This is a genomic window from Neorhizobium fuzhouense, assembly GCF_042611105.1.
GTDB lineage: Bacteria > Pseudomonadota > Alphaproteobacteria > Rhizobiales > Rhizobiaceae > Neorhizobium > Neorhizobium galegae_A.
This window is the reverse complement of sequence record NZ_JBHFFP010000011.1, coordinates 154,460-173,143: the sequence shown is the minus strand read 5'-3', so window position 1 is coordinate 173,143 and position 18,684 is coordinate 154,460. Positions and strand designations below refer to the sequence as shown.

Below are 18,684 nucleotides of genomic sequence, written 5' to 3'. Positions count from 1 at the left end.
ACCGCCCCATTCGTTCAACCGAACGCTGGGTGCCGCAGATCCGCAGGCGAGCTTTCCGTCGGCGACGTCGCCAGCACCATGTGCTCCGACCGGTGCCGTGAGGAACGATGCACATGGGTCTCCCCAGTCTCCCGGAAACCCTTATGTCGGTCGCGCGTTTCGTCCCATACGCAAACGATTGAGGAGACGAGGCGATGGCAGACGATACGACGCTGACGGTTACGGCGACATTCCAGACGCGGGCGCAGGCGGACCTGGCGGTCGAGCACCTGGTGCAGCAGCACGGTATTGCAAGGCCGGACATCTTCGTCCAGGCGGTGGGCGCCGACAATACGACGGGATCGAGGCCCTCGGGCGGGGATGCGTCCCATCAGAACGGGCCGCGCGACGATGCGCCGCTTTCCGGAGAAATCGAAGTCTCTGCCGACATTGCCGAACGCGCGCTGGACACCGTGACTCGCAGCCTTGCAGAGGCCGGCGCGATCCGGGTCACGGAGCGATAACCGCGTCCGCCCACGCGCGCGGCTCTGCGGCAGGATTGGATGGAAGGCCCCGGGTCTGCGTCAGGTCGGCGGGAGGGCGGCGCGTGCTGCCTTGACCTTGGACGCAGGATGAGACAAGGTTTTTGAAGGTTCAGCGTCAAGAGTTTCGCAATGATCAGGACTACGCCTTGCGCCATCCTGGCCCTCTTGACCCTGATGTCGCCCTTCTCCGTCCTTGCCGCTCCTTTGGATCGTGCGTCCGGCGCGACAGATGCGTCGGATGCCGCGAACGAGACTGATCAGGATCAGGGCGGGTGGATTGTCACGCTCGGCGCGAGCGGTGAACTCGGGCCGAAATTTCCAGGCGCTGCCCATTATGGCGCAAGCGTCATGCCCTCCTTCGATATCCGCCGCTTTGGCGAACCGGCTGAAAATTCCGCGGCCGACGACAATATCGATTACGGTCTTTTCGATATTGCGGGCATCGAGATCGGCCCGGTCCTTGGCTTTCGCGATAGCCGCTCCAGCAGCGATGACAGCCGCCTCAGGGGGCTGCGTACCCTCAACTGGGGCGTGGATGGCGGTCTCTTTGCGCAGGGCTGGCTGATTGCGGATCGGTTGCGGGTGCGCAGCGAACTCCGGCAGGCGCTCAACAATGATACCGGACTGGTGGTTGCTCTGGGCGCCGACTGGTTCCAGCCGCTGAATGACAAATGGTTGCTTTCGGCAGGCCCGCGCGCCACGTTCGGCAACCGGACCTATATGCGCAAGTATTTCGGGGTGACCGATGCGGAATCGGCGGCCAATGGCGTCCTGCCGTCCTTTCAGGCAGAAGGCGGGCTGCAATCCGTGGGCTTCGTCGTCTCGGCCTCCTATGCCGTGACGCCGGATATGACCGTCGAGTTCTACAACCGCTTCGATCGGCTGACGGGCGATGCTGCCGACAGTCCCATCACCGCGTCCTTCGGCAGCCGCAACCAGAATGTCTTCGGCATTTCCATCTCCAAGGCTTTTGCGGTTCGCTTCTGAAGCCTTGTCGTAAAACGGTTCAGGCCGAAGGGCGGCTTGCCGTTGCAATAAGCCAGGTGCCGGCAAGGATGAGCAGGCTGCCCATCCCTTGAAGGGGCTGTATCGGTTCCCCAAAGGCAAACCAGGCGGTGGCCATGATAAGGACATAGCTGACGGCCGACAGCGGAAAGGCCTTGGCCAGGTCCACATGTGAAAGCACCGTCATCCAGATGCAAAAGCAGGCTATTTCCGCTCCGATCGCCGCCAGGAACCAGGGCGAGGAGAGAAGGGGCGCCAGCCAGGAGGCGCCCGCGTCAGAGGTATTCTTTGGTGCCGCATCAAGCGCGCTCAGCTTGAGCAGGATCTGCTGGAGCGCATTTAAAAACGGCACGGCAAGCCAAAGCGTGCGCATGGTGGTCACGCCGCATGCTCGTCGGTGCCGTCCGCGGCAAGCCATCCGGAGACCCATTTCAGGATCACCTGCATCAGCGGATTGCGGTGGCGAAAGAAGAGTGCGTTTTCCGTCAGCTGGCTGCCGAGCCGCACCTTGTTGCGATAATAGGCCTGTCCGCTCTGGTAGCAGCTCAGCCCGTGGCGCAGGCAGTAATCAAGGTTGGTGAACCAACTCAGATAATAGAGATTGTAGGGCCTTCCAGCCTCGGCATCCATGCAGAAGAACTTGTCGATGAGGCGGTCTTCATCGTGGACCAGAAGATTGGCGGCCAGCAGTTCGTCACCGACGAAGTAAAAAACGCAGAAGGCATTGTCCGGCATGCGCTTCAGGATACCGTCGAAATAGGCGCCCGTCAGCGCCTCGAACTGCCATTCGCTGCGCGCGCGCGTCTGGCGATAAAGCTCCATCACCCTTGGCAGGAGGGGGCCGAAATCGGTCGTGTATTCGATGCGCACGCTGTCGCGGCTGCGCAGCTTGCGGCGCATATCCTTGCGCGTGCCTGGGGAAAGAGTGCCGAGATAGGCCTCGATCGTCTCGAATTCGATGTCGAGCCAAGCCGTCGGCATGCTGTCAACCGGGCTATAGCCGCGCGCCAAAAGCGTCGACTGGAGATGCGAGGGCAAAGGCAGATCCTTGATGGCCGTCAGCGCACAGCCGTTGGCGGAGGCATGGGCCTCGAACGCGTCGAGCAGGGCGCAAAACAGGGCCGGCTGGCGCTCCGCTGCCACGCGCGGATGAAAGCCGACAAGGCCGGCCTCGGTGCAGGGCGAGCCCAGGCAGGCCAGACGAAATTTGAGAAAACCGTCGAACACGCGGCGGACCCGTTCGATGGCCTGGCGGATGCGGCCAGTCTCCAGCGTCGTCTCCAGAGCGTAGTGGCACAGGAAGATTGGCATGGCGGCCAGGATCTCGCCGCCTTCCCGCACGACGACATAATGCCAGTCAAAGCCGTCGAGCCCGGCTTCCTCGACAGCCAGCAGGTAATCATAGGTCTCGATTTCGCCGGCAAAGCAGGTATTCCACGCCTCGCGTCCGATCATGCGGATGCTGCTGAAGACGGCGGCTGCGGACGCTGACGTGGCGCCTGCCAGCGGCAAGGGGGCGGCGATGTCAATTCCAAGTGCTTGATGCATGGTCTGCCTCGAAGAAATCTGCCGTCAGATCGGCCACCTGCCGGTGCTGCCGGTCGACATGGATCATGTGATAACTGTCGTCGAGCCAGTGAAGCTCGCGCCTGCCGCCGAGATGGGCGGCAATATATTCGGCATGGGTCGGGCCGCTCAGATCATCCTCGCGCGAATGCAGGATGAGGGTCGGCGTACGGATTTCGGGCAGGTGTGCCTTGAGCGCTCGCCCGAGCCTGTACATCTCCACGAGGCCGCGTCCGGGAAAGCTGTCCAGCATGCCTTCACCGGTCATGCTGGCCACCATGCGGCGCATGCGGGCATCCTTGATGCCAAGCGAGGCGGTTTCTCGAAAGTTAAGCCGGTCCAGGAAGGGAATATGCGAGATCCAGCCGATATGCGGCGCAAGCAATGCGTAATGGCGCGGAACGTCCCAGCCGTCATAGTTGAAGCAGGGCGAATAGACGCCGACGGCACGGATGCGGTCGGGATTGCGGTAGGCGGCCATCATCGCAAGCTTGCCGCCGACGCAGATTCCGGCCGCAAACACCGCATCGGTGCGTGCCCCAAGCCACGCGCTTCCCGCCTCGACGCTGTCCAGCCAGTCCTGCCAGCGCGAGCGGCGCAGCACGGCAGCCGTCTCGCCGTGGCCGGCGAGCAGCGGTGCGTAGACACTGAAGCCGCGGCGATGGAATTGGCGGGCAACCAGCCGCATTTCGGCGGGCGCCCCCGTCAGTCCGTGGACCAGGACGACACCCAGGCCATTGGTGCCCTCCAGGAAGAAGGAGCGTCCATCAGCCGGCATGGGGAGCTTCCTCCTGCTGGCGGTTTTCCGGCGCCATGAAGCCGAGCGCGTGGCAGGTGCTGATCACATGCGTCCCGGCCGCCTCCTGCTCCTGCTTGATCTCATCATGGAAGGCGCGCAGCTTCGTCCAATGAGTCTTTGGCCGGTAGTGATGCTCGGCATGGTAGCCATTGCCGAACCACAGCCAGTTGTAGAAGCTGTTATGGCTGCTGACGCCCCAGGCGATCGGCTCGTCGGGATCGCCGTTCAGATGCTCGTAATAGCCGTTGAGCGAGGAGAGGCAGTTACCGAGATAATAGAAGGGAAGAAAGAACAGAACGGCCTTCCAGTCGACGAGGAGCGCCAGCGCCACGAAGCCCAGGAAGGAGATCAGTTCGAACCGGCCGAACTTCGCCTCGAAGGGCCGCTTGGCTGCGATCGCCTTGTGGATGTCGCCGATATCGTCGCGGAAGAAGCTGAGGAAGGTGTAGGAGAAGACATTTTCCGGCTCGCCATTGCGGCCGTGCCGGTAGATGGACAGAAGGTCCACCGTTTCGCCCTTTTCGTTCGGGCGGTCGCTGTTGCCCGAATGGTGGCGCATGTGGATCCAGTGATAGTAGACCTGAGAAAAGCCGATGGTGACGGATTCCAGGAGGCTGAAGGCATAGTTCATCCAGCGCGGCCGGAAATAGGGCGTGTGGATAAAGTTGTGGGAGATGCTGTTGATGTTCCAGGAGATCGACACGGCATAGACCGCGCCGAGCACGGCCGATAGCCAGAGCGGGCGGCTTTCAAAGCCGAGGATCAGGGTGATGTTGAAGGCAAGGTGCGCAAGGGCTGCAAGCACCGGCAGGATATCCCATCTGGTATGCGCAAAGATTTTCATAGTCCCGTTGCTCCGACACAGACCACGCCGATCGTCACCAGACAGATGCCGAGTGCGTGGCGCGGGTTGATCATTTCCTTGAAGACGATGGCGCTTGCTGCTGCGATTGCCGCATAGCTCAGAGCCATCAGCGGAAAGGCGACTGACAGCGCCACCTTTTCCAGCACCCGCGTCCAGGCAAGCAGTTCGACGGCCCAGAACAGGATGCCAAGCCAGACGACCGGCCTTGCCAGCGCCTGGAAAAGCGTGCCTTCCGCCCCCAGCTTGAAGCACAGCTCGCGTGCCGTTTCGGCAAGGATGCAGAAGAGGATGAGTAAGAGCGTGCCGATGGTGAGTGTTGCGGTCACGGCATCACCTCCGAGAGCACTTCGAGCAGCGCGTGATTTGCCGCACTGTTGATGGTGCGGATGGCCTGGACATCGCGCGAACGGCGCGGCTGGTCGATCAGCACCTCGGCCTGTTTCAGAAGGCGGGTGGCGAGGCTGCCGCCATAGCCGGGCGCCGAGTAATCGCCCGTCACATCGGCGCCGATGACCCGGTGCCGCTCGCCAATCGCGCGCAACAGTTCCAGCACATAGGGCAGGCTCATCGAGCCCTGGTCCCAGTTGGTCACCGCATCGGCCGCGCAGAGCGCGTCCTTGTCGAGCGTGATGTAGACGGCTTCGGTGTCGATGCGCGACAGAAGCAGGTCGATGAAGTTCTCCTCGCCCAGATCGGCGATCGACTGCCAGTGAAGCGCACCGTCGACCTGGCGAAAGCCCGGGCCGCAGCCGTAGGTGCGGCGCACCTTGCTCGGCGCGTGCCGGTATGGGTAAAGCTCCAGCCCGCCGCCTGTCAGCAGGGACAGGTTGGCCCCCTTTTTCTCCGGTGACGTCAGATCGTCGCTGCACACGCCAAGCGTGATCACCTTCGTGACAAGAGGATGCGCCAGCGCGCGGTTCACCCAGGAGCCGCAATGCATGCCGCTCTGGAAATGCACCCAGTCCGGATGGTTGTCGATGTGGATGACCGTCACCGGTTGCGTCATTGTCTCCAGCGCTGCCGCAAGGAGCAGCGCCGTGACGTGATGAAAATCGCCGGACCCCATGAACGAGAGCCGTGCGCCTCCGTTCCTTTTCGGCGGGGTGCGGCACAGCGCCTGCCAGAGCGCATCGAGCCCCGGCTCTCTGCCCCAGAGGCGGATGGCGCGGCCGCTGTCCTTGGCGGCGATCTCGTGCGCACCGGCCATCAGGCAGGCTTGCGCGAAGCCGGGCTGCAACTCCAACGCATCATCGAGATGAAGAAGAAGGAGTTGCACCGTCCTACCTCCGCTCGGCGCGCGTCAGCAACTGGTCGAGCAGAACCAGCGCCAGATCGATCTCGGCATGGGAGATCATCAGGTTCGGGGCAAGGGTGATGACGTTCTTGTGGTAGCCGCCGACATCCAGCACCAGACCATACTTGCGGCCATCCACCAGAAGATCGCCCTTCATGCCCTCGTCCGACATCCAGTCGAGCGTGGCCTTGTCCGGCGTATAGCTGTCGGACTTGCAGATCTCCATGCGCAGAGCAAGGCCAAGACCATCCACTTCGCCGACGATGGCGTGGCGGCTTTGCAGATCCTTCAGGCCGTCGAGGAAGCGGGCACCCTTTTCCATTACGCCGGCGCCAAAGTCCGTTTCGCCGACCATCTTGAGGGTTTCGAGCGCGACAGCCGTGCCCATCGGGTTCGACGCGAAGGTCGAATGGGTGGAGCCGGGCGGAAAGATGGTCGGGTTGATCATCTCTTCCCGGGCCCAGATGCCTGAGAGCGGGTTGAGGCCGTTGGTGATCGCCTTGCCGAAGACCAGCACGTCCGGCGAGACACCGAAATGCTCGACCGACCACAGTTTTCCGGTGCGGTAGACGCCCATCTGGATCTCGTCCACCACCAGGAGAATGCCGTGGTCGTCGAGAACCTTCTTCAGCTCCTTGAAGAAGTTCATCGGCGGAATGACATAGCCGCCGGTGCCCTGGATCGGCTCGATGTAGAAGGCGGCATATTCCGACTTGCCGGCCTTCGGATCCCAGACGCCGTTATACTCGCTCTCGAACAGGCGGGCGAATTTCTGCACGCAGGCGTGGCCGTATTCCTCCTTCGACATGCCCTTGGGGCCGCGGAAGTGGTAGGGGAACTCGATGAACTGCGCACGCTCGCCGAAATGGCCGTAGCGGCGGCGATAGCGATAGCTCGACGTGATCGAGGTCGCCCCCAGCGTGCGGCCGTGATAGCCGCCCTCGAAGGCGAACATCAGGCTCTTGCCGCCGGTATAGTTGCGCACCAGCTTCAGCGAGTCTTCGATGGCCTGGGAGCCGCCGACGTTGAAATGCACGCGGCCCTTGTGGCCGAACTTCTCTTCCGCATCGCGCGCGATGAGCGCTGCCAGTTCCACTTTCTCGCGGTGCAGATACTGCGACGCCACCTGCGGCAGGCAATCGAGCTGGCGGTGGGCGGCCGCATTCAGGCGCTCGTTGCGATAGCCGAAATTGACCGCCGAGTACCACATCTGCAGATCAAGGAACGGCGTCTCGGTTGCATCATAGACGAAGGAGCCTTCGCAGCCGCTGAAGAATTTCGGCTTGTCCGTGTAATGGACGGTATCGCCATGGGAGCAATAGGTCTCCTCGAGATGACGCAATTCGTCTTCGCTGAGGGCGGGCACTGCAGGTTCGGCCAGTTTAAGGTTGGAGCGCATGGAAACCTCTTCTCACGCAGATTTTGCCAGCGGCCGTGCAAACGGCTGTCTGGACGGGGTGGAAAGCATGGCTGCGACGGCGGCCTGGACACCGGCAAATCCATCGTAGGGAGTGAAAGCGATGCGCTGGCTTGCGCAGTAATCGGCGAGTTTCGCCTTGGCAAAGACAACCGTCGCCATGCGGGACACGCAAAAATCGCTGCGCCCGTCGCCGACATAGACGCTGTGGGACGAGGGGGAGACGACCGCGCATTTGCAGACGCCCGAGCCTGCGGCGCAGTCTGCCCGCATGAAGGGAAAGGCGAGATCAAGACCGCCGGATGCCGCCGAGGCGACCAGACGGTTGGCGATGACAGGAATGTCGGGCATGCCGTGGCGCGACAGGATACGGCGGATAAAATACTCGACCCCATCGCTGACGATGGTGAGCGGCAGGCCATGGGCGCGGCAGAAATCGCGGAACGCAACGAAGCCTTCATCGATCTCGACCGTATCGAGAAAGGCGTCGATCGTGTCGCGCTCGGCGCGGATGAGCCGGATCTGGCGCTCCATGCACTGGGCAGAGGTAATCCTGCCGGCGGTCCATTGATCCTCGATGGCGTGCCATTCGGGCAGCGCAAACTGCTGCAGCACGAGATCGGTCACATCCTTTTTGGAAATGGTCCCGTCGAAATCGCAAAACACCTGCATCGCATTCTCCTTCTGTCGAGGAAGGGTCTAGCGCCGGCGGCTGAAAGCAGGATGAGGTGAAGATGAAGCGAAACTGAATTCGTCAGGACAGGATAGGGCGGCGGATTTGGCTTCCCCGGGGGCCGCTCAGGCCGCGGGGATATCGAGATCGATGCGCAGGCCCGGCCCCCAGTCGGCCGCCGAAAGTGCAATGGCGATCTCCAGCCGCTGGGCGATATCGGCCACGATCGCAAGGCCCAGTCCGGCCCCTTCTGCGGCACTTTCGCCGAGCCGGTTGAAGCGCTGGAAGGCGGCCTGGCGCTGGTCCGGTGCAATGCCGGGGCCGCTGTCCATGAGGGAAAGCCGCCAGCCCCCTTCGCGTCTCTCCAGCGAAAGCGCAATGCGGCCACCGTCCGGAGAATATTTGATCGCATTGTCGAGCAGGTTGTCGATCATGATCCGCAGGAGTGCCCGGTCGCCACGCACCGTCGCGTCTGCCGGCCCGCTCAGCGAGACATCGAGATTGCGATTGTTGATGATCACGCCGAAATCGGCAATGGCTGCGGCCGCCACGTCATGAAGGAGAAGGGGTTCGAGCCGCACCGCCTGATGGCCGACGCGGGCAAGCCGCAGCAGCTGCTCGGTCATGTGCATGGCCCTTTCGTTGCTGACGACCAGATCCTTCAGCAGCGCCGTGCGCTCTTCCTCAGTATCAGCCCGCGCAAACATCTGCAGCAGAAGCTTGATGCCGGCCTGCGGCGTGCGCAGCTGATGGGCGGCAAGGTCGGAAAATCGGCGCTCCATTGTCAGCGACTGGCCAAGCTTGCGCAAGAGGTTGTTCAGGGAATGGACAACCGGGGCAAGGTCGCGGGGAAGGTTACGCGTCTCGATCATCGACAGGTCGTCGGGCGTGCGGGCGCGGATCTCCGACACAAGTTCCCGGATCCTGGCAATGCCGTTATAGATGGCAAGCCAGATAATGATGGCGATGACCGGCACCAGCACGAGCAGCGGAAAGGCGAGGTTCAGAACGATGTTTTCGACGAGCCCTTCGCGCAGGTCGATGTTTTCGGCCACTTCCATGGTGATGGTCGTATCGGGAATGGGCAGCGAATAGACCCGCCAAAGCTCACCCTGGTAGGTGACATCGGAAAAGCCGGCCTTCATCCGTTGAACCTTGGCGGGAAAGGCATTGCTGCTGGCGATCGCCAGTGCATCGTCCTTCCAGGCGCGGAAGGAATGGGCGTCGGCGTAATCGTCGGCATCCTGGTTCAGCGCCAGCTGATTGTCCATGTTGAAGTCGATATCCGGCACCTGCACCGTCGGTCTGCTGCGGCGCTCGCGCAGGAGAGGACGTTTCATCACCGACCACAGCACATTGGCATCGTTGATCAGCTGGGCATCGTAGATGTTGTCGATCTCGCGGGTGGCGCTGCGATAGGCGAGGAAGCCTATGACGGCGATGGTCACCATCAGCGTCGGCAGGATGCGGAAGAACAGGCGTTGACTGAGCGTCACGGCTGGCGCTCGACCATGTAGCCGACACCGCGGATCGAGCGGATGAAATCGGGGCCCAGCTTCTTGCGCAGCGTATAGATGGTCACCTCGATCGTGTTGCTTTCGACGGAGACATCCGTGTCGTAGAGCGCGTATTCGATATCGCTTTTGGTCACGTAGCGTCCGGCCCGTTCCATCAGGAGGCGCAGCAGGTGAAACTCCTTGGCCGCCATGTGAAGCGGCACGCCGCGGCAGCGCGCCACCATGGCGGAGGGGTCAAGCTCCACCTCGCCGCAGCGGATCACCGTTTCGCTGCGGCCCTGACGGCGGCGGATAAGCGCGCGCAGGCGCGCCAGAAGTTCGTCGAGATCGAAAGGCTTGATCAGGTAATCGTCGGCTCCTTCGTCCAGTCCTGTCACCCGGTCGCGCACGCTGTCGAGCGCCGTCAGCATCAGGATCGGCACGTCGTCGCCGCGCGTGCGCAGGGCGCGCACCACGTCGAAGCCGCTCGCCTTCGGCAGGTTGACGTCGAGAATGACGGAGCCATAGGTGCTGTCGCGCAGCGCCTCGAGCGCGGTTTCGGCGTCGCGGAACCAGTCTACGCCATAGGCATGTTTCTCGAACGCCTTTTTCAGCGACGATCCGAGAATGCGGTCGTCTTCGACAAGCAGGAGGCGCAAGGGCTCATCTCCGGGAGGTGATTTGCCAATCTTTGCCCACGCCATTGTGGCAGAATTTATCCGATGTGCGAGTGGATGTCCTCGCAGTGGCGGTGCGGGCGGGGCAAGGCGCAAGGCGTCGCAAGGGGCGGGGGAACGGGCCGCGTGACGTGCGCCGTCCTGCCACAGCGTTTGTTGATTCAGATCAAGGTCTTGTCTTCACGAAAATGAGAACTCTCCCCATCAGGCGGGGTTTGTCGGCACATCGATGACACCCCTCTTCCATTGTTCGCCTCTGGGGGATGTTCAAGATGAACAATACCGTACCGATCGTGGCGCTGACCGTGGGCGCCTTCCTGGCGCTGCTCGGTGCAGGTTTTGCCCACGATGATCTGTTTTCAGCCCATATGTGGGTGCTTTTCTTTACCCTTGCCATCTTCACGGTGGTACTTCTGCGCCGGGTGCGCTTTGCCCCGGCTGCCGTGCCCGCACCGGCAAGGTCCGGCGATGCGCCGGTCTATTTCGACGAAGTGGTCAAGTATGGCACCATCGCCACCGTCTTCTGGGGCGTTGTCGGCTTCCTCGTCGGCGTCGTCGTGGCGCTGCAGCTGGCCTTTCCGGATCTCAACTTCGGCCCCTGGTTCAATTTCGGCCGGCTGCGGCCGCTGCACACGTCGGCCGTCATCTTTGCCTTCGGCGGAAATGCGCTGATCTGTACGTCGCTCTATGTCGTGCAGCGCACCTCGCGGGTGCGGCTGTTCGGCGGTGACGGGCTCGGCTGGTTCGTGTTCTGGGGCTACCAGCTGTTCATCGTCATGGCCGCCACCGGCTATCTGCTCGGCATTACGCAGGGCCGTGAATATGCCGAACCGGAATGGTATGTCGATATCTGGCTCACCGTGGTCTGGGTCGCCTATCTCGTCGCCTTCCTCGGCACGATCCTGATGCGCAAGGAGCCGCATATCTATGTGGCCAACTGGTTCTATCTCGCCTTCATCGTGACGATTGCCATGCTGCATATCGTCAACAACCTGGCGGTTCCCGTCTCCTTCCTCGGCGTGAAGAGCTATTCGGTCTTCTCCGGCGTGCAGGATGCGCTGACGCAGTGGTGGTACGGCCATAACGCCGTCGGCTTCTTCCTGACGGCGGGCTTCCTCGGCATGATGTATTATTTCGTGCCCAAGCAGGCCGGTCGCCCGGTCTATTCCTACCGGCTGTCGATCATCCACTTCTGGGCGCTGATCTTCATGTATATCTGGGCCGGCCCCCACCACCTGCATTATACCGCGCTGCCCGACTGGGCGCAGACGCTCGGCATGGTGTTTTCCATCATGCTGTGGATGCCCTCCTGGGGCGGCATGATCAACGGTCTGATGACGCTCTCCGGCGCTTGGGACAAGATCCGCACCGATCCGATCATCCGCATGATGGTGATTGCCATTGCCTTCTACGGCATGTCGACCTTCGAAGGCCCGATGATGTCGATCAAGGCGGTCAATTCGCTCAGCCACTATACGGAATGGACGATCGGTCACGTGCACTCGGGCGCGCTCGGCTGGGTTGGCATGATCTCCTTCGGTGCGGTCTACTTCCTCGTTCCGAAGCTGTGGCACCGCAACCGGCTTTACAGCCTTGCCATGGTCAACTGGCACTTCTGGCTCGCCACCCTCGGCATCGTCGTCTACGCCGCCGTCATGTGGGTGGCCGGTGTCCAGCAAGGCCTGATGTGGCGCGAATACGATGATCAGGGCTTCCTCGTCTATTCGTTCGCCGAAGCCGTTGCCGCCATGTTCCCCTATTACGTGCTGCGGTCCGTGGGCGGCATCATGTACCTCAGCGGCGCACTGATCATGGCCTACAACATCACCATGACCATCCTCGGTTACGAGCGGCGCGAAACCCTGCCGGGCGGCGTGCCGTCCGGCCTGCAGCCGGCCGAATAAGGAGCGCAACCCATGTCCATTCTCGACAAACATCAATTTATCGAGCGTAATGCCACGCTGCTCCTGGTGGGGTCCCTGCTGGTCGTGTCCATCGGCGGCATCGTGGAAATCGCGCCGCTCTTCTATCTCGAAAACACCATCGAGAAGGTGGAAGGTATGCGGCCCTATTCGCCGCTCGAACTGGCCGGACGCGACATCTACATTCGCGAGGGCTGCTATGTCTGCCACAGCCAGATGATCCGTCCGTTCCGCGACGAAGTGGAACGCTACGGGCATTACAGCCTGGCGGCGGAATCCATGTATGACCATCCGTTCCAGTGGGGCTCCAAGCGCACCGGGCCGGATCTGGCCCGCGTCGGCGACCGCTATTCCAACCAGTGGCACGTGCAGCATCTCACGCGTCCACGCGACGTGGTGCCGGAATCGGTGATGCCGAGCTATGCCTTCCTCAAGGAAACGCCGCTCAAGATCACCGATGTCACCATGGAGCTGAAGGCCAACCGCACCGTCGGTGTGCCCTATACGGATGACATGCTCGACAATGCCAAGGCGGACCTTGCCGCCCAGGCCGACCCGAATGCCGATACGGCCGGTCTTCTGTCGCGCTATCCGAAGGCCAAGGTCGGCGATTTCGACGGCGATCCGACCAAGCTCACCGAGATGGACGCCCTCGTTGCCTATCTCCAGATGCTCGGCACGCTGGTCGATTTCTCCACCTATGACGACGCCACCGGTTACCGCTGAGGAGATGGGAAGATGGAAGTCTATACCGCAATGCGCCACTTCGCCGATAGCTGGGGTCTGCTCGCCATGACCCTGTTCTTCCTCGGCGCCGTGTTCCTGACCCTTCGTCCCGGCGCCAAGAGCCTCGCCGACGAAGCGGCAAAAATCCCTCTGAAGGAGGATTGATCATGGCGGACAAACATATTGATGACATCAGCGGCGTCGAAACCACCGGCCATGAGTGGGACGGCATCCGCGAACTGAACAACCCGCTGCCGCGCTGGTGGCTGTGGACCTTCTATGCCTGTATCGCCTGGGCGATCGGCTATATGGTGGTCTATCCGGCCGTGCCGCTTTTGACGGGCGCGACCCGGGGCGTGCTGGGCTATTCCAGCCGCGCCGAGCTGTCGGCCGAGCTGGCGGGCGCCAAGACCGCGCAAGGAGCGATCGTCGAGAAGATCTCGACCTCGTCGCTGCCGGAAATCCTCGCCGATCCGCAGATGGCGCAATTTGCAACGGCGGCCGGCGCTGCCGCCTTCAAGGTCAATTGCGTGCAGTGCCACGGCTCGGGCGCGACCGGCGGTGCCGGCTATCCGAACCTCAACGACGACGACTGGCTGTGGGGCGGCAAGATCGAGGACATCCACCAGACCATCGCCCATGGCATTCGCTATGCGGACGATGCGGAAACCCGCGTGTCCGAAATGCCGGCCTTTGCCGATATCCTGAAGCCGATCGAAATCCGCCAGGTGGCCGCCTATGTCGTCAGCCTCACCGGAACGCCGCATGATCCGGCAATGGTGGAACCCGGCAAGGCGTTGTTTGCCGACAACTGTGCCTCCTGCCATGGCGAAGACGCCAAGGGCAACCGCGAGTTCGGTGCGCCGAACCTTGCCGATGCCATCTGGCTGAAGGTGAAGGGCGAGGAGCAGATCGCCGGCCAGGTGCGCCAGCCCAAGCACGGTGTGATGCCGGCCTGGCAGACCCGCCTCGGCGATACCACCGTCAAGGAACTGGCCGTCTACATCCATGCGCTGGGCGGCGGCGAATAATTCGTCGCCCGCTTCTGCAGTACCTTTGAAGCCGCGCTCTTCGGGCGCGGCCTTTTTCGTTTCGGGAGCAGACGCTGCGACATCGGCGCGCGCCCTCCTGGAACTTGACCCAAGTCAAGGATCGCCGGGCGGATCGATGGGAAAACGGCGCCGATGAGAAGTGGATCAGCCCCCATGAACCTTTATACCGCCAAAGACCCGAAGGCCGAACAGAGCGGCGGAAAGCCGCCGTCGACGCCCAACGAGCCGCTCTATGCCGCGCGCAAGAAAATTTTTCCCAAGCGGGCGGAGGGGCGTTTTCGCCGGTTCAAATGGCTGGTCATGCTGATCACGCTCGGCATCTATTATCTGACGCCCTGGATCCGCTTTGACCGTGGCCCGTTTGCGCCTGACCAGGCGGTGCTGGTGGATCTCGCCAACCGGCGTTTCTATGTCTTCTTCATCGAGATCTGGCCGCAGGAATTCTTCTTCGTCGCGGGCCTTCTGGTCATGGCGGGGTTCGGCCTGTTTCTCGTCACCTCCGCCGTCGGCCGGGCCTGGTGCGGCTATACCTGTCCACAGACCGTCTGGGTCGATCTGTTCCTGGTGGTCGAGCGCTTCATCGAGGGCGACCGCAATGCTCGCATGAAGCTCGACGCCGGTCCCTGGACAGCCGACAAGATCGTCAAGCGGGTGACAAAGCATGCGATCTGGCTGCTGATCGCGGTGGCAACCGGCGGCGCCTGGATCTTCTACTTTGCCGATGCGCCCTCCCTTGCCTTCGATTTCCTGACGGGCCAGGCGGCTTTCGTTGCCTATTCGACCGTCGCCTTTCTCACCGCCACCACCTATGTGCTGGGTGGGCTGATGCGCGAGCAGGTGTGCATCTACATGTGCCCCTGGCCGCGCATCCAGGGCGCCATGCTGGACGACAATTCGCTGGTCGTCACCTATAATGACTGGCGGGGCGAACCACGCGGCAAGCATCAGAAAAAGGTGGCGGCCGCCAATGAAGCCGTCGGCGATTGCGTCGATTGCAATGCCTGCGTTGCGGTCTGTCCCATGGGCATCGACATTCGCGACGGCCAGCAGATGGAATGCATCACCTGTGCGCTCTGCATCGATGCCTGCGACAGCGTCATGGACAAGCTGGAGCGTCCGCGCGGGCTGATCGGCTATGCCACGCTCAACGAGTACCAGTCGAACATGGCGCTTGCGACAGACAATGGGCAGACCGCCATCCAGCCCGCCCGGGTGCGCAAACCCGACGGCATGTTCAGCGACCGCGTGCGCCATTTCAACTGGCGCATCATCCTGCGGCCGCGCACGCTGCTTTACATGGGCGTCTGGACCGCCGTCGGGATCGGCCTCATCATTGCTCTCCTCAGCCGCGACCGGCTGGAGATCAATGTGCTGCATGACCGCAATCCGCAATATGTGCTGGAATCGGACGGATCCATCCGCAACGGCTATACGATCCGGCTTCTCAACATGATCCCCGAACGGCGCACGGTGCTGTTGTCAATGATGGGGCTTGCCGGTGCCGAGATGAAGATCCCGACGCTCACCGACACCTCCGACCGCGTCTTTGCCATTCCGGTGGAGCCGGACAAGGCGACCACGCTGAAGGTCTTCGTGACGCTGCCGAAGGGAGCCGTGGGCGATGCCCGCGAAGGCTTCAGCTTCATCGCCGAAGACCGCGCCAGCCATGAAAAAGATGTCTACCGCGCCAATTTCAATACTCCGGGAGCCAAGTGATGACCCACACCAAGAGTTTCGTCTTTACCGGATGGCATATGATGGGCGTCGTCTGCCTGTTCTTCGGCACGATCATCTCGGTCAATTTCTACATGGCCTATCAGGCCGTCCATTCCTGGAGCGGGCTGGTGGTGGAAAATACCTATGTCGCCAGCCAGCAGTTCAATTCCAAGGTGGCCGAAGCCAAGGCTCTGGGCGCAAGCGGCGTGACAGGCACGCTCTCGGTGGAAAAGGGCGTGATCCGCTATGTGATTACCGGCCCGGACCAGAAGCCGGTGCCCATCGATACGGTCACGGCCACCTTCAAGCGGCCCGTAGGCGACCACCAGGATTTTTCGGTCACCCTGTCGGATGTCGGCAACGGCACCTATGAGGCGGCGCGCGAGGTGGCGACCGGCCACTGGATCGTCGATACCAGCGCCATGCGCAACGGCCAGCGTATTCTCCACCACAACAAGCGCATCGCGGTGATCGGAGAGGTAAAATGAGCTGCTGCGCACCGGGAACGGAAGGCTCGCTGGACATGGCGGGGGCGACGCTTGCGCTGCCATCGGCCGAGGAACTGATGCTGGCAAGCCGCGATCTCGGCGACGGCCTCTACCAGCTCGACCTCAGCGTGCCCGGCGTGCACTGCGGCACCTGCATCAGCGCCGTCGAGCAGGCTCTGATGGCGCTCTCTCCCGTCTCCAAGGCTCGCGTCAATCTGTCGACTCGCCGTGTGTCCATCGTCTGGCAGGTGCCGCAGGACGAGACGGCGATGGATCCGGTCGATCTGGTGCGGGCCATCAAGCGGGCGACCGGCTATGACGCGCATCTGCTGTCGGCCGCAGAAGAGGCGGGCGATGTGATGAAGGCGCAGCTCATTCGCGGCGTTGCCGTCACCGGCTTTGCCGCTGCCAATATCATGCTGCTGTCGGTCTCCGTCTGGTCGGGGGCTGAAGCGTCGACGCGCGATCTCTTTCACTGGATCTCGGCGATGATCGCCGCCCCCGCGCTCGTTTATGGCGGCCGCTTCTTCTATCGGTCGGCCTATGCGGCGCTGAAACGCGGGCGCACCAACATGGATGTGCCGATCGCCCTGGCGATTACGCTGTCCTATGCGGTCTCGCTCTGGGAAACCCTTCATCACGGCGAGCATGCCTGGTTCGATGCAACTGTCTCGCTCCTCTTCTTCCTGCTGATCGGGCGCACGCTCGATCATATCATGCGCGACCGGGCGCGCTCGGCCATTACCGGCCTTGCCCGCATTTCTCCGCGCGGCGCCATGGTGGTGGCGGCCGACGGCAGCCGGGAATATCGTCCGGTCGAGGAGGTCATGCCGGGGGATCATATCGCCATTGCCGCTGGCGACCGCGTGCCGGTGGATGGGTTGGTCATCGAGGGAGAAAGCGACCTCGACCTGTCGATCGTGAACGGTGAAAGCGCGCCGGTTGCCGTGGGCCCGGGCGCGGCCGTGCAGGCCGGCACCGTCAGCCTCACCGGTTCGCTGCTGCTTCAGGCAACGGCGACGGCGCGTCAGTCCTTCCTGTCGGAAATCATCGCGCTGATGGAAGCGGCCGAAGGCGGGCGGGCGCAGTATCGCCGTATTGCGGACCGGGCCGCCCAGATCTACTCGCCGGCGGTGCATCTTCTGGCATTCCTCACCTTTCTCGGCTGGGGCTTCTTCGGCGGCGACTGGAAGCAGGCCATGCTGATTGCCATTGCCGTCCTGATCATCACCTGCCCCTGCGCGCTCGGCCTTGCCGTGCCGGTCGTGCAGGTGGTGGCGGCCGGGCGGCTCTTCCAGAACGGCGTCATGGTCAAGGACGGATCGGCCATGGAGAGGCTTGCCGAGATCGATACGGTCGTCTTCGACAAGACCGGAACGCTGACGCTCGGGCGTCCGCAACTCATTGAGACGGTGGGCACGCCGGCCAATATCGCGATGGCGGCAGCCATGGCATCGCGTTCCCGCCACCCGCTGTCGCAGGCCATCTACAATGCCTTTGCCGGGCCGGTGCCCACCCTTGGCACGGTGACGGAACTGGCAGGCGAGGGGCTTTCCTGCGACCGGCCCGAAGGGCGATATCGCCTCGGCAGCCGCGCCTTCGCCTGCCCGGAAACGGTGAGCACGCGTGATGGCGGTTCCGAAGTGGTGCTGTCTCTCGACGGGCTGGAAATCGCCCGCTTCCTGGCTGAAGACCGGCCGCGCCCCGATGCCGAGGCGGCGATTGCCACGCTGCAGCAGGGAGGGTTCGAAACGCAGGTGCTTTCGGGCGACCGGCGCCCGGTCGTTGCCGCCATGGCCGCACGGCTCGGCATCGATGCCTTCGAGGCTGAACTGTCGCCCGGCGGCAAGACGCAGGCGATTGCCGCCCTGCAGGGGGCCGGACGGCGGGTGCTGATGGTGGGCGACGGCATCAACGATGCGCCGGCGCTCAGCGCCGCCCATGTCTCTATGGCGCCGGCAACGGCCGCCGATATCGGCCGGCAGGCGGCGGACTTCGTCTTCATGCATGACACACTTGAGGCGGTGCCGATGGCAATCCGCATTTCTGCCAAGGCCGGCCGGCTGATCCGCGAGAATTTTGCTCTCGCCATCGGCTACAATATCATCGCCGTGCCGATCGCAATCGCCGGCTATGCCACGCCGCTGATTGCCGCGATTGCCATGTCGACATCCTCGCTGATCGTGGTTGCCAATTCCCTGCGGCTGAACCATGCGGCGCGGCAGGCAAAGGTGTCGCTTTCCGAACCGGATAGGCGGCGCCCCGCGGCGCTCACCGCAAAGGTCTCGCCCGCATGAACATGCTGATCTATCTGATCCCGGTTGCCCTGCTGCTCGGCGGCCTTGGCCTCGGGGCTTTCCTGTGGTCGTTGCGCAATGGCCAGTATGACGATCTGGACGGCGCCGCCTGGCGCGTACTGGAGGATGAGGACCAGCCGCGCGGATAAAACAGCGGCTGTATTACC

Annotated in this window: 20 protein-coding genes; 10 read left to right on the top strand and 10 right to left on the bottom strand. The window is 62.7% G+C overall.

The annotated features are described in order from the left end of the window. Positions 1 to 194: 194 nt before the first annotated feature. Positions 195 to 503 carry a hypothetical protein gene (locus ACEXP3_RS19035; RefSeq protein WP_377298637.1) on the top strand — a complete coding sequence of 103 codons (309 nt, stop codon included), beginning with the start codon at positions 195 to 197 and terminating at the stop codon, positions 501 to 503. A gap of 150 nt (positions 504 to 653) precedes the next feature. Continuing rightward, a complete protein-coding gene (locus ACEXP3_RS19030) occupies positions 654 to 1,511 on the top strand; it encodes a MipA/OmpV family protein (RefSeq protein ID WP_377298636.1) in 858 nt (285 codons plus the stop codon). Positions 1,512 to 1,530: 19 nt separating this feature from the next. Here the strand turns inward: ACEXP3_RS19030 and ACEXP3_RS19025 are convergent, their stop codons facing one another. The 10 genes from ACEXP3_RS19025 to ACEXP3_RS18980 form a co-directional block, all read right to left on the bottom strand. After that, positions 1,531 to 1,902, bottom strand: coding sequence for an EamA family transporter (locus ACEXP3_RS19025; protein WP_377298674.1), 372 nt, complete (start codon positions 1,900 to 1,902; stop codon positions 1,531 to 1,533). 5 nt (positions 1,903 to 1,907) lie between these two features. Beyond that, positions 1,908 to 3,077 carry a GNAT family N-acetyltransferase gene (locus tag ACEXP3_RS19020; RefSeq protein WP_377298635.1) on the bottom strand — a complete coding sequence of 390 codons (1,170 nt, stop codon included), beginning with the start codon at positions 3,075 to 3,077 and terminating at the stop codon, positions 1,908 to 1,910. Next, positions 3,055 to 3,873 (bottom strand): alpha/beta hydrolase, encoded by an 819-nt coding sequence (locus tag ACEXP3_RS19015; protein WP_377298634.1) that lies wholly within the window; start codon positions 3,871 to 3,873, stop codon positions 3,055 to 3,057. Before ACEXP3_RS19015 ends, ACEXP3_RS19020 begins: the two co-directional genes overlap by 23 nt. Beyond that, positions 3,863 to 4,738 (bottom strand): fatty acid desaturase family protein, encoded by an 876-nt coding sequence (locus ACEXP3_RS19010; protein ID WP_377298633.1) that lies wholly within the window; start codon positions 4,736 to 4,738, stop codon positions 3,863 to 3,865. The genes ACEXP3_RS19015 and ACEXP3_RS19010 overlap by 11 nt, the downstream gene beginning before the upstream one ends. Next, positions 4,735 to 5,085, bottom strand: a complete 351-nt coding sequence (locus ACEXP3_RS19005; RefSeq protein ID WP_377298632.1) for a permease — start codon at positions 5,083 to 5,085, stop codon at positions 4,735 to 4,737. The genes ACEXP3_RS19010 and ACEXP3_RS19005 overlap by 4 nt, the downstream gene beginning before the upstream one ends. Next, positions 5,082 to 6,035, bottom strand: coding sequence for an arginase family protein (locus ACEXP3_RS19000; RefSeq protein WP_377298631.1), 954 nt, complete (start codon positions 6,033 to 6,035; stop codon positions 5,082 to 5,084). The genes ACEXP3_RS19005 and ACEXP3_RS19000 overlap by 4 nt, the downstream gene beginning before the upstream one ends. Positions 6,036 to 6,039: 4 nt before the next feature. Then, positions 6,040 to 7,452 (bottom strand): aspartate aminotransferase family protein, encoded by a 1,413-nt coding sequence (locus ACEXP3_RS18995; protein WP_377298630.1) that lies wholly within the window; start codon positions 7,450 to 7,452, stop codon positions 6,040 to 6,042. A gap of 12 nt (positions 7,453 to 7,464) precedes the next feature. Then, a complete protein-coding gene (locus ACEXP3_RS18990; protein ID WP_377298629.1) occupies positions 7,465 to 8,142 on the bottom strand; it encodes an MtnX-like HAD-IB family phosphatase in 678 nt (225 codons plus the stop codon). 126 nt (positions 8,143 to 8,268) lie between these two features. Next, on the bottom strand, positions 8,269 to 9,639 hold the full coding sequence (locus tag ACEXP3_RS18985) for a sensor histidine kinase (RefSeq protein WP_377298628.1): 1,371 nt from the start codon (positions 9,637 to 9,639) through the stop codon (positions 8,269 to 8,271). Then, on the bottom strand, positions 9,636 to 10,298 hold the full coding sequence (locus ACEXP3_RS18980; protein ID WP_210104015.1) for a response regulator transcription factor: 663 nt from the start codon (positions 10,296 to 10,298) through the stop codon (positions 9,636 to 9,638). Before ACEXP3_RS18980 ends, ACEXP3_RS18985 begins: the two co-directional genes overlap by 4 nt. Positions 10,299 to 10,588: 290 nt before the next feature. Here ACEXP3_RS18980 and ccoN point away from each other — a divergent pair, with 290 nt between their 5' ends. The 8 genes from ccoN to ccoS all read left to right on the top strand — a co-directional run bounded on the left by ccoN (position 10,589) and on the right by ccoS (position 18,666). Beyond that, positions 10,589 to 12,220 (top strand): cytochrome-c oxidase, cbb3-type subunit I, encoded by a 1,632-nt coding sequence (ccoN, locus tag ACEXP3_RS18975; RefSeq protein WP_377298627.1) that lies wholly within the window; start codon positions 10,589 to 10,591, stop codon positions 12,218 to 12,220. Between the two features lie 12 nt (positions 12,221 to 12,232). Next, positions 12,233 to 12,964 carry a cytochrome-c oxidase, cbb3-type subunit II gene (gene ccoO / locus ACEXP3_RS18970; protein WP_210104013.1) on the top strand — a complete coding sequence of 244 codons (732 nt, stop codon included), beginning with the start codon at positions 12,233 to 12,235 and terminating at the stop codon, positions 12,962 to 12,964. 12 nt (positions 12,965 to 12,976) lie between these two features. Beyond that, on the top strand, positions 12,977 to 13,129 hold the full coding sequence (locus ACEXP3_RS18965; protein WP_210104012.1) for a cbb3-type cytochrome c oxidase subunit 3: 153 nt from the start codon (positions 12,977 to 12,979) through the stop codon (positions 13,127 to 13,129). A gap of 2 nt (positions 13,130 to 13,131) precedes the next feature. Continuing rightward, positions 13,132 to 13,995: a cytochrome-c oxidase, cbb3-type subunit III gene (gene ccoP / locus ACEXP3_RS18960; protein WP_210104011.1), complete on the top strand. Its 864-nt coding sequence runs from the start codon at positions 13,132 to 13,134 to the stop codon at positions 13,993 to 13,995. A 174-nt stretch (positions 13,996 to 14,169) separates the two neighbouring features. After that, positions 14,170 to 15,732 carry a cytochrome c oxidase accessory protein CcoG gene (gene ccoG / locus ACEXP3_RS18955; RefSeq protein WP_377298626.1) on the top strand — a complete coding sequence of 521 codons (1,563 nt, stop codon included), beginning with the start codon at positions 14,170 to 14,172 and terminating at the stop codon, positions 15,730 to 15,732. After that, on the top strand, positions 15,732 to 16,220 hold the full coding sequence (locus tag ACEXP3_RS18950) for a FixH family protein (protein WP_377298625.1): 489 nt from the start codon (positions 15,732 to 15,734) through the stop codon (positions 16,218 to 16,220). The genes ccoG and ACEXP3_RS18950 overlap by 1 nt, the downstream gene beginning before the upstream one ends. After that, on the top strand, positions 16,217 to 18,517 hold the full coding sequence (locus ACEXP3_RS18945; RefSeq protein WP_377298624.1) for a heavy metal translocating P-type ATPase: 2,301 nt from the start codon (positions 16,217 to 16,219) through the stop codon (positions 18,515 to 18,517). Before ACEXP3_RS18950 ends, ACEXP3_RS18945 begins: the two co-directional genes overlap by 4 nt. Then, positions 18,514 to 18,666: a cbb3-type cytochrome oxidase assembly protein CcoS gene (ccoS, locus tag ACEXP3_RS18940; RefSeq protein WP_210104007.1), complete on the top strand. Its 153-nt coding sequence runs from the start codon at positions 18,514 to 18,516 to the stop codon at positions 18,664 to 18,666. The genes ACEXP3_RS18945 and ccoS overlap by 4 nt, the downstream gene beginning before the upstream one ends. The last annotated feature ends 18 nt before the right edge of the window (positions 18,667 to 18,684 follow it).

Bases quoted from the DNA above. Each gene is read 5' to 3' on its own strand.
- ACEXP3_RS19035 (WP_377298637.1), top strand. From the start codon at position 195: ATGGCAGACGATACGACGCTGACGGTTACGGCGACATTCCAGACGCGG.
- ACEXP3_RS19030 (WP_377298636.1), top strand. From the start codon at position 654: ATGATCAGGACTACGCCTTGCGCCATCCTGGCCCTCTTGACCCTGATG.
- ACEXP3_RS19025 (WP_377298674.1), bottom strand. From the start codon at position 1,902: ATGCGCACGCTTTGGCTTGCCGTGCCGTTTTTAAATGCGCTCCAGCAG.
- ACEXP3_RS19020 (WP_377298635.1), bottom strand. From the start codon at position 3,077: ATGCATCAAGCACTTGGAATTGACATCGCCGCCCCCTTGCCGCTGGCA.
- ACEXP3_RS19015 (WP_377298634.1), bottom strand. From the start codon at position 3,873: ATGCCGGCTGATGGACGCTCCTTCTTCCTGGAGGGCACCAATGGCCTG.
- ACEXP3_RS19010 (WP_377298633.1), bottom strand. From the start codon at position 4,738: ATGAAAATCTTTGCGCATACCAGATGGGATATCCTGCCGGTGCTTGCA.
- ACEXP3_RS18995 (WP_377298630.1), bottom strand. From the start codon at position 7,452: ATGCGCTCCAACCTTAAACTGGCCGAACCTGCAGTGCCCGCCCTCAGC.
- ACEXP3_RS18990 (WP_377298629.1), bottom strand. From the start codon at position 8,142: ATGCAGGTGTTTTGCGATTTCGACGGGACCATTTCCAAAAAGGATGTG.
- ccoN (WP_377298627.1), top strand. From the start codon at position 10,589: ATGAACAATACCGTACCGATCGTGGCGCTGACCGTGGGCGCCTTCCTG.
- ccoO (WP_210104013.1), top strand. From the start codon at position 12,233: ATGTCCATTCTCGACAAACATCAATTTATCGAGCGTAATGCCACGCTG.
- ACEXP3_RS18965 (WP_210104012.1), top strand. From the start codon at position 12,977: ATGGAAGTCTATACCGCAATGCGCCACTTCGCCGATAGCTGGGGTCTG.
- ccoP (WP_210104011.1), top strand. From the start codon at position 13,132: ATGGCGGACAAACATATTGATGACATCAGCGGCGTCGAAACCACCGGC.
- ccoG (WP_377298626.1), top strand. From the start codon at position 14,170: ATGAACCTTTATACCGCCAAAGACCCGAAGGCCGAACAGAGCGGCGGA.
- ACEXP3_RS18950 (WP_377298625.1), top strand. From the start codon at position 15,732: ATGACCCACACCAAGAGTTTCGTCTTTACCGGATGGCATATGATGGGC.
- ACEXP3_RS18945 (WP_377298624.1), top strand. From the start codon at position 16,217: ATGAGCTGCTGCGCACCGGGAACGGAAGGCTCGCTGGACATGGCGGGG.
- ccoS (WP_210104007.1), top strand. From the start codon at position 18,514: ATGAACATGCTGATCTATCTGATCCCGGTTGCCCTGCTGCTCGGCGGC.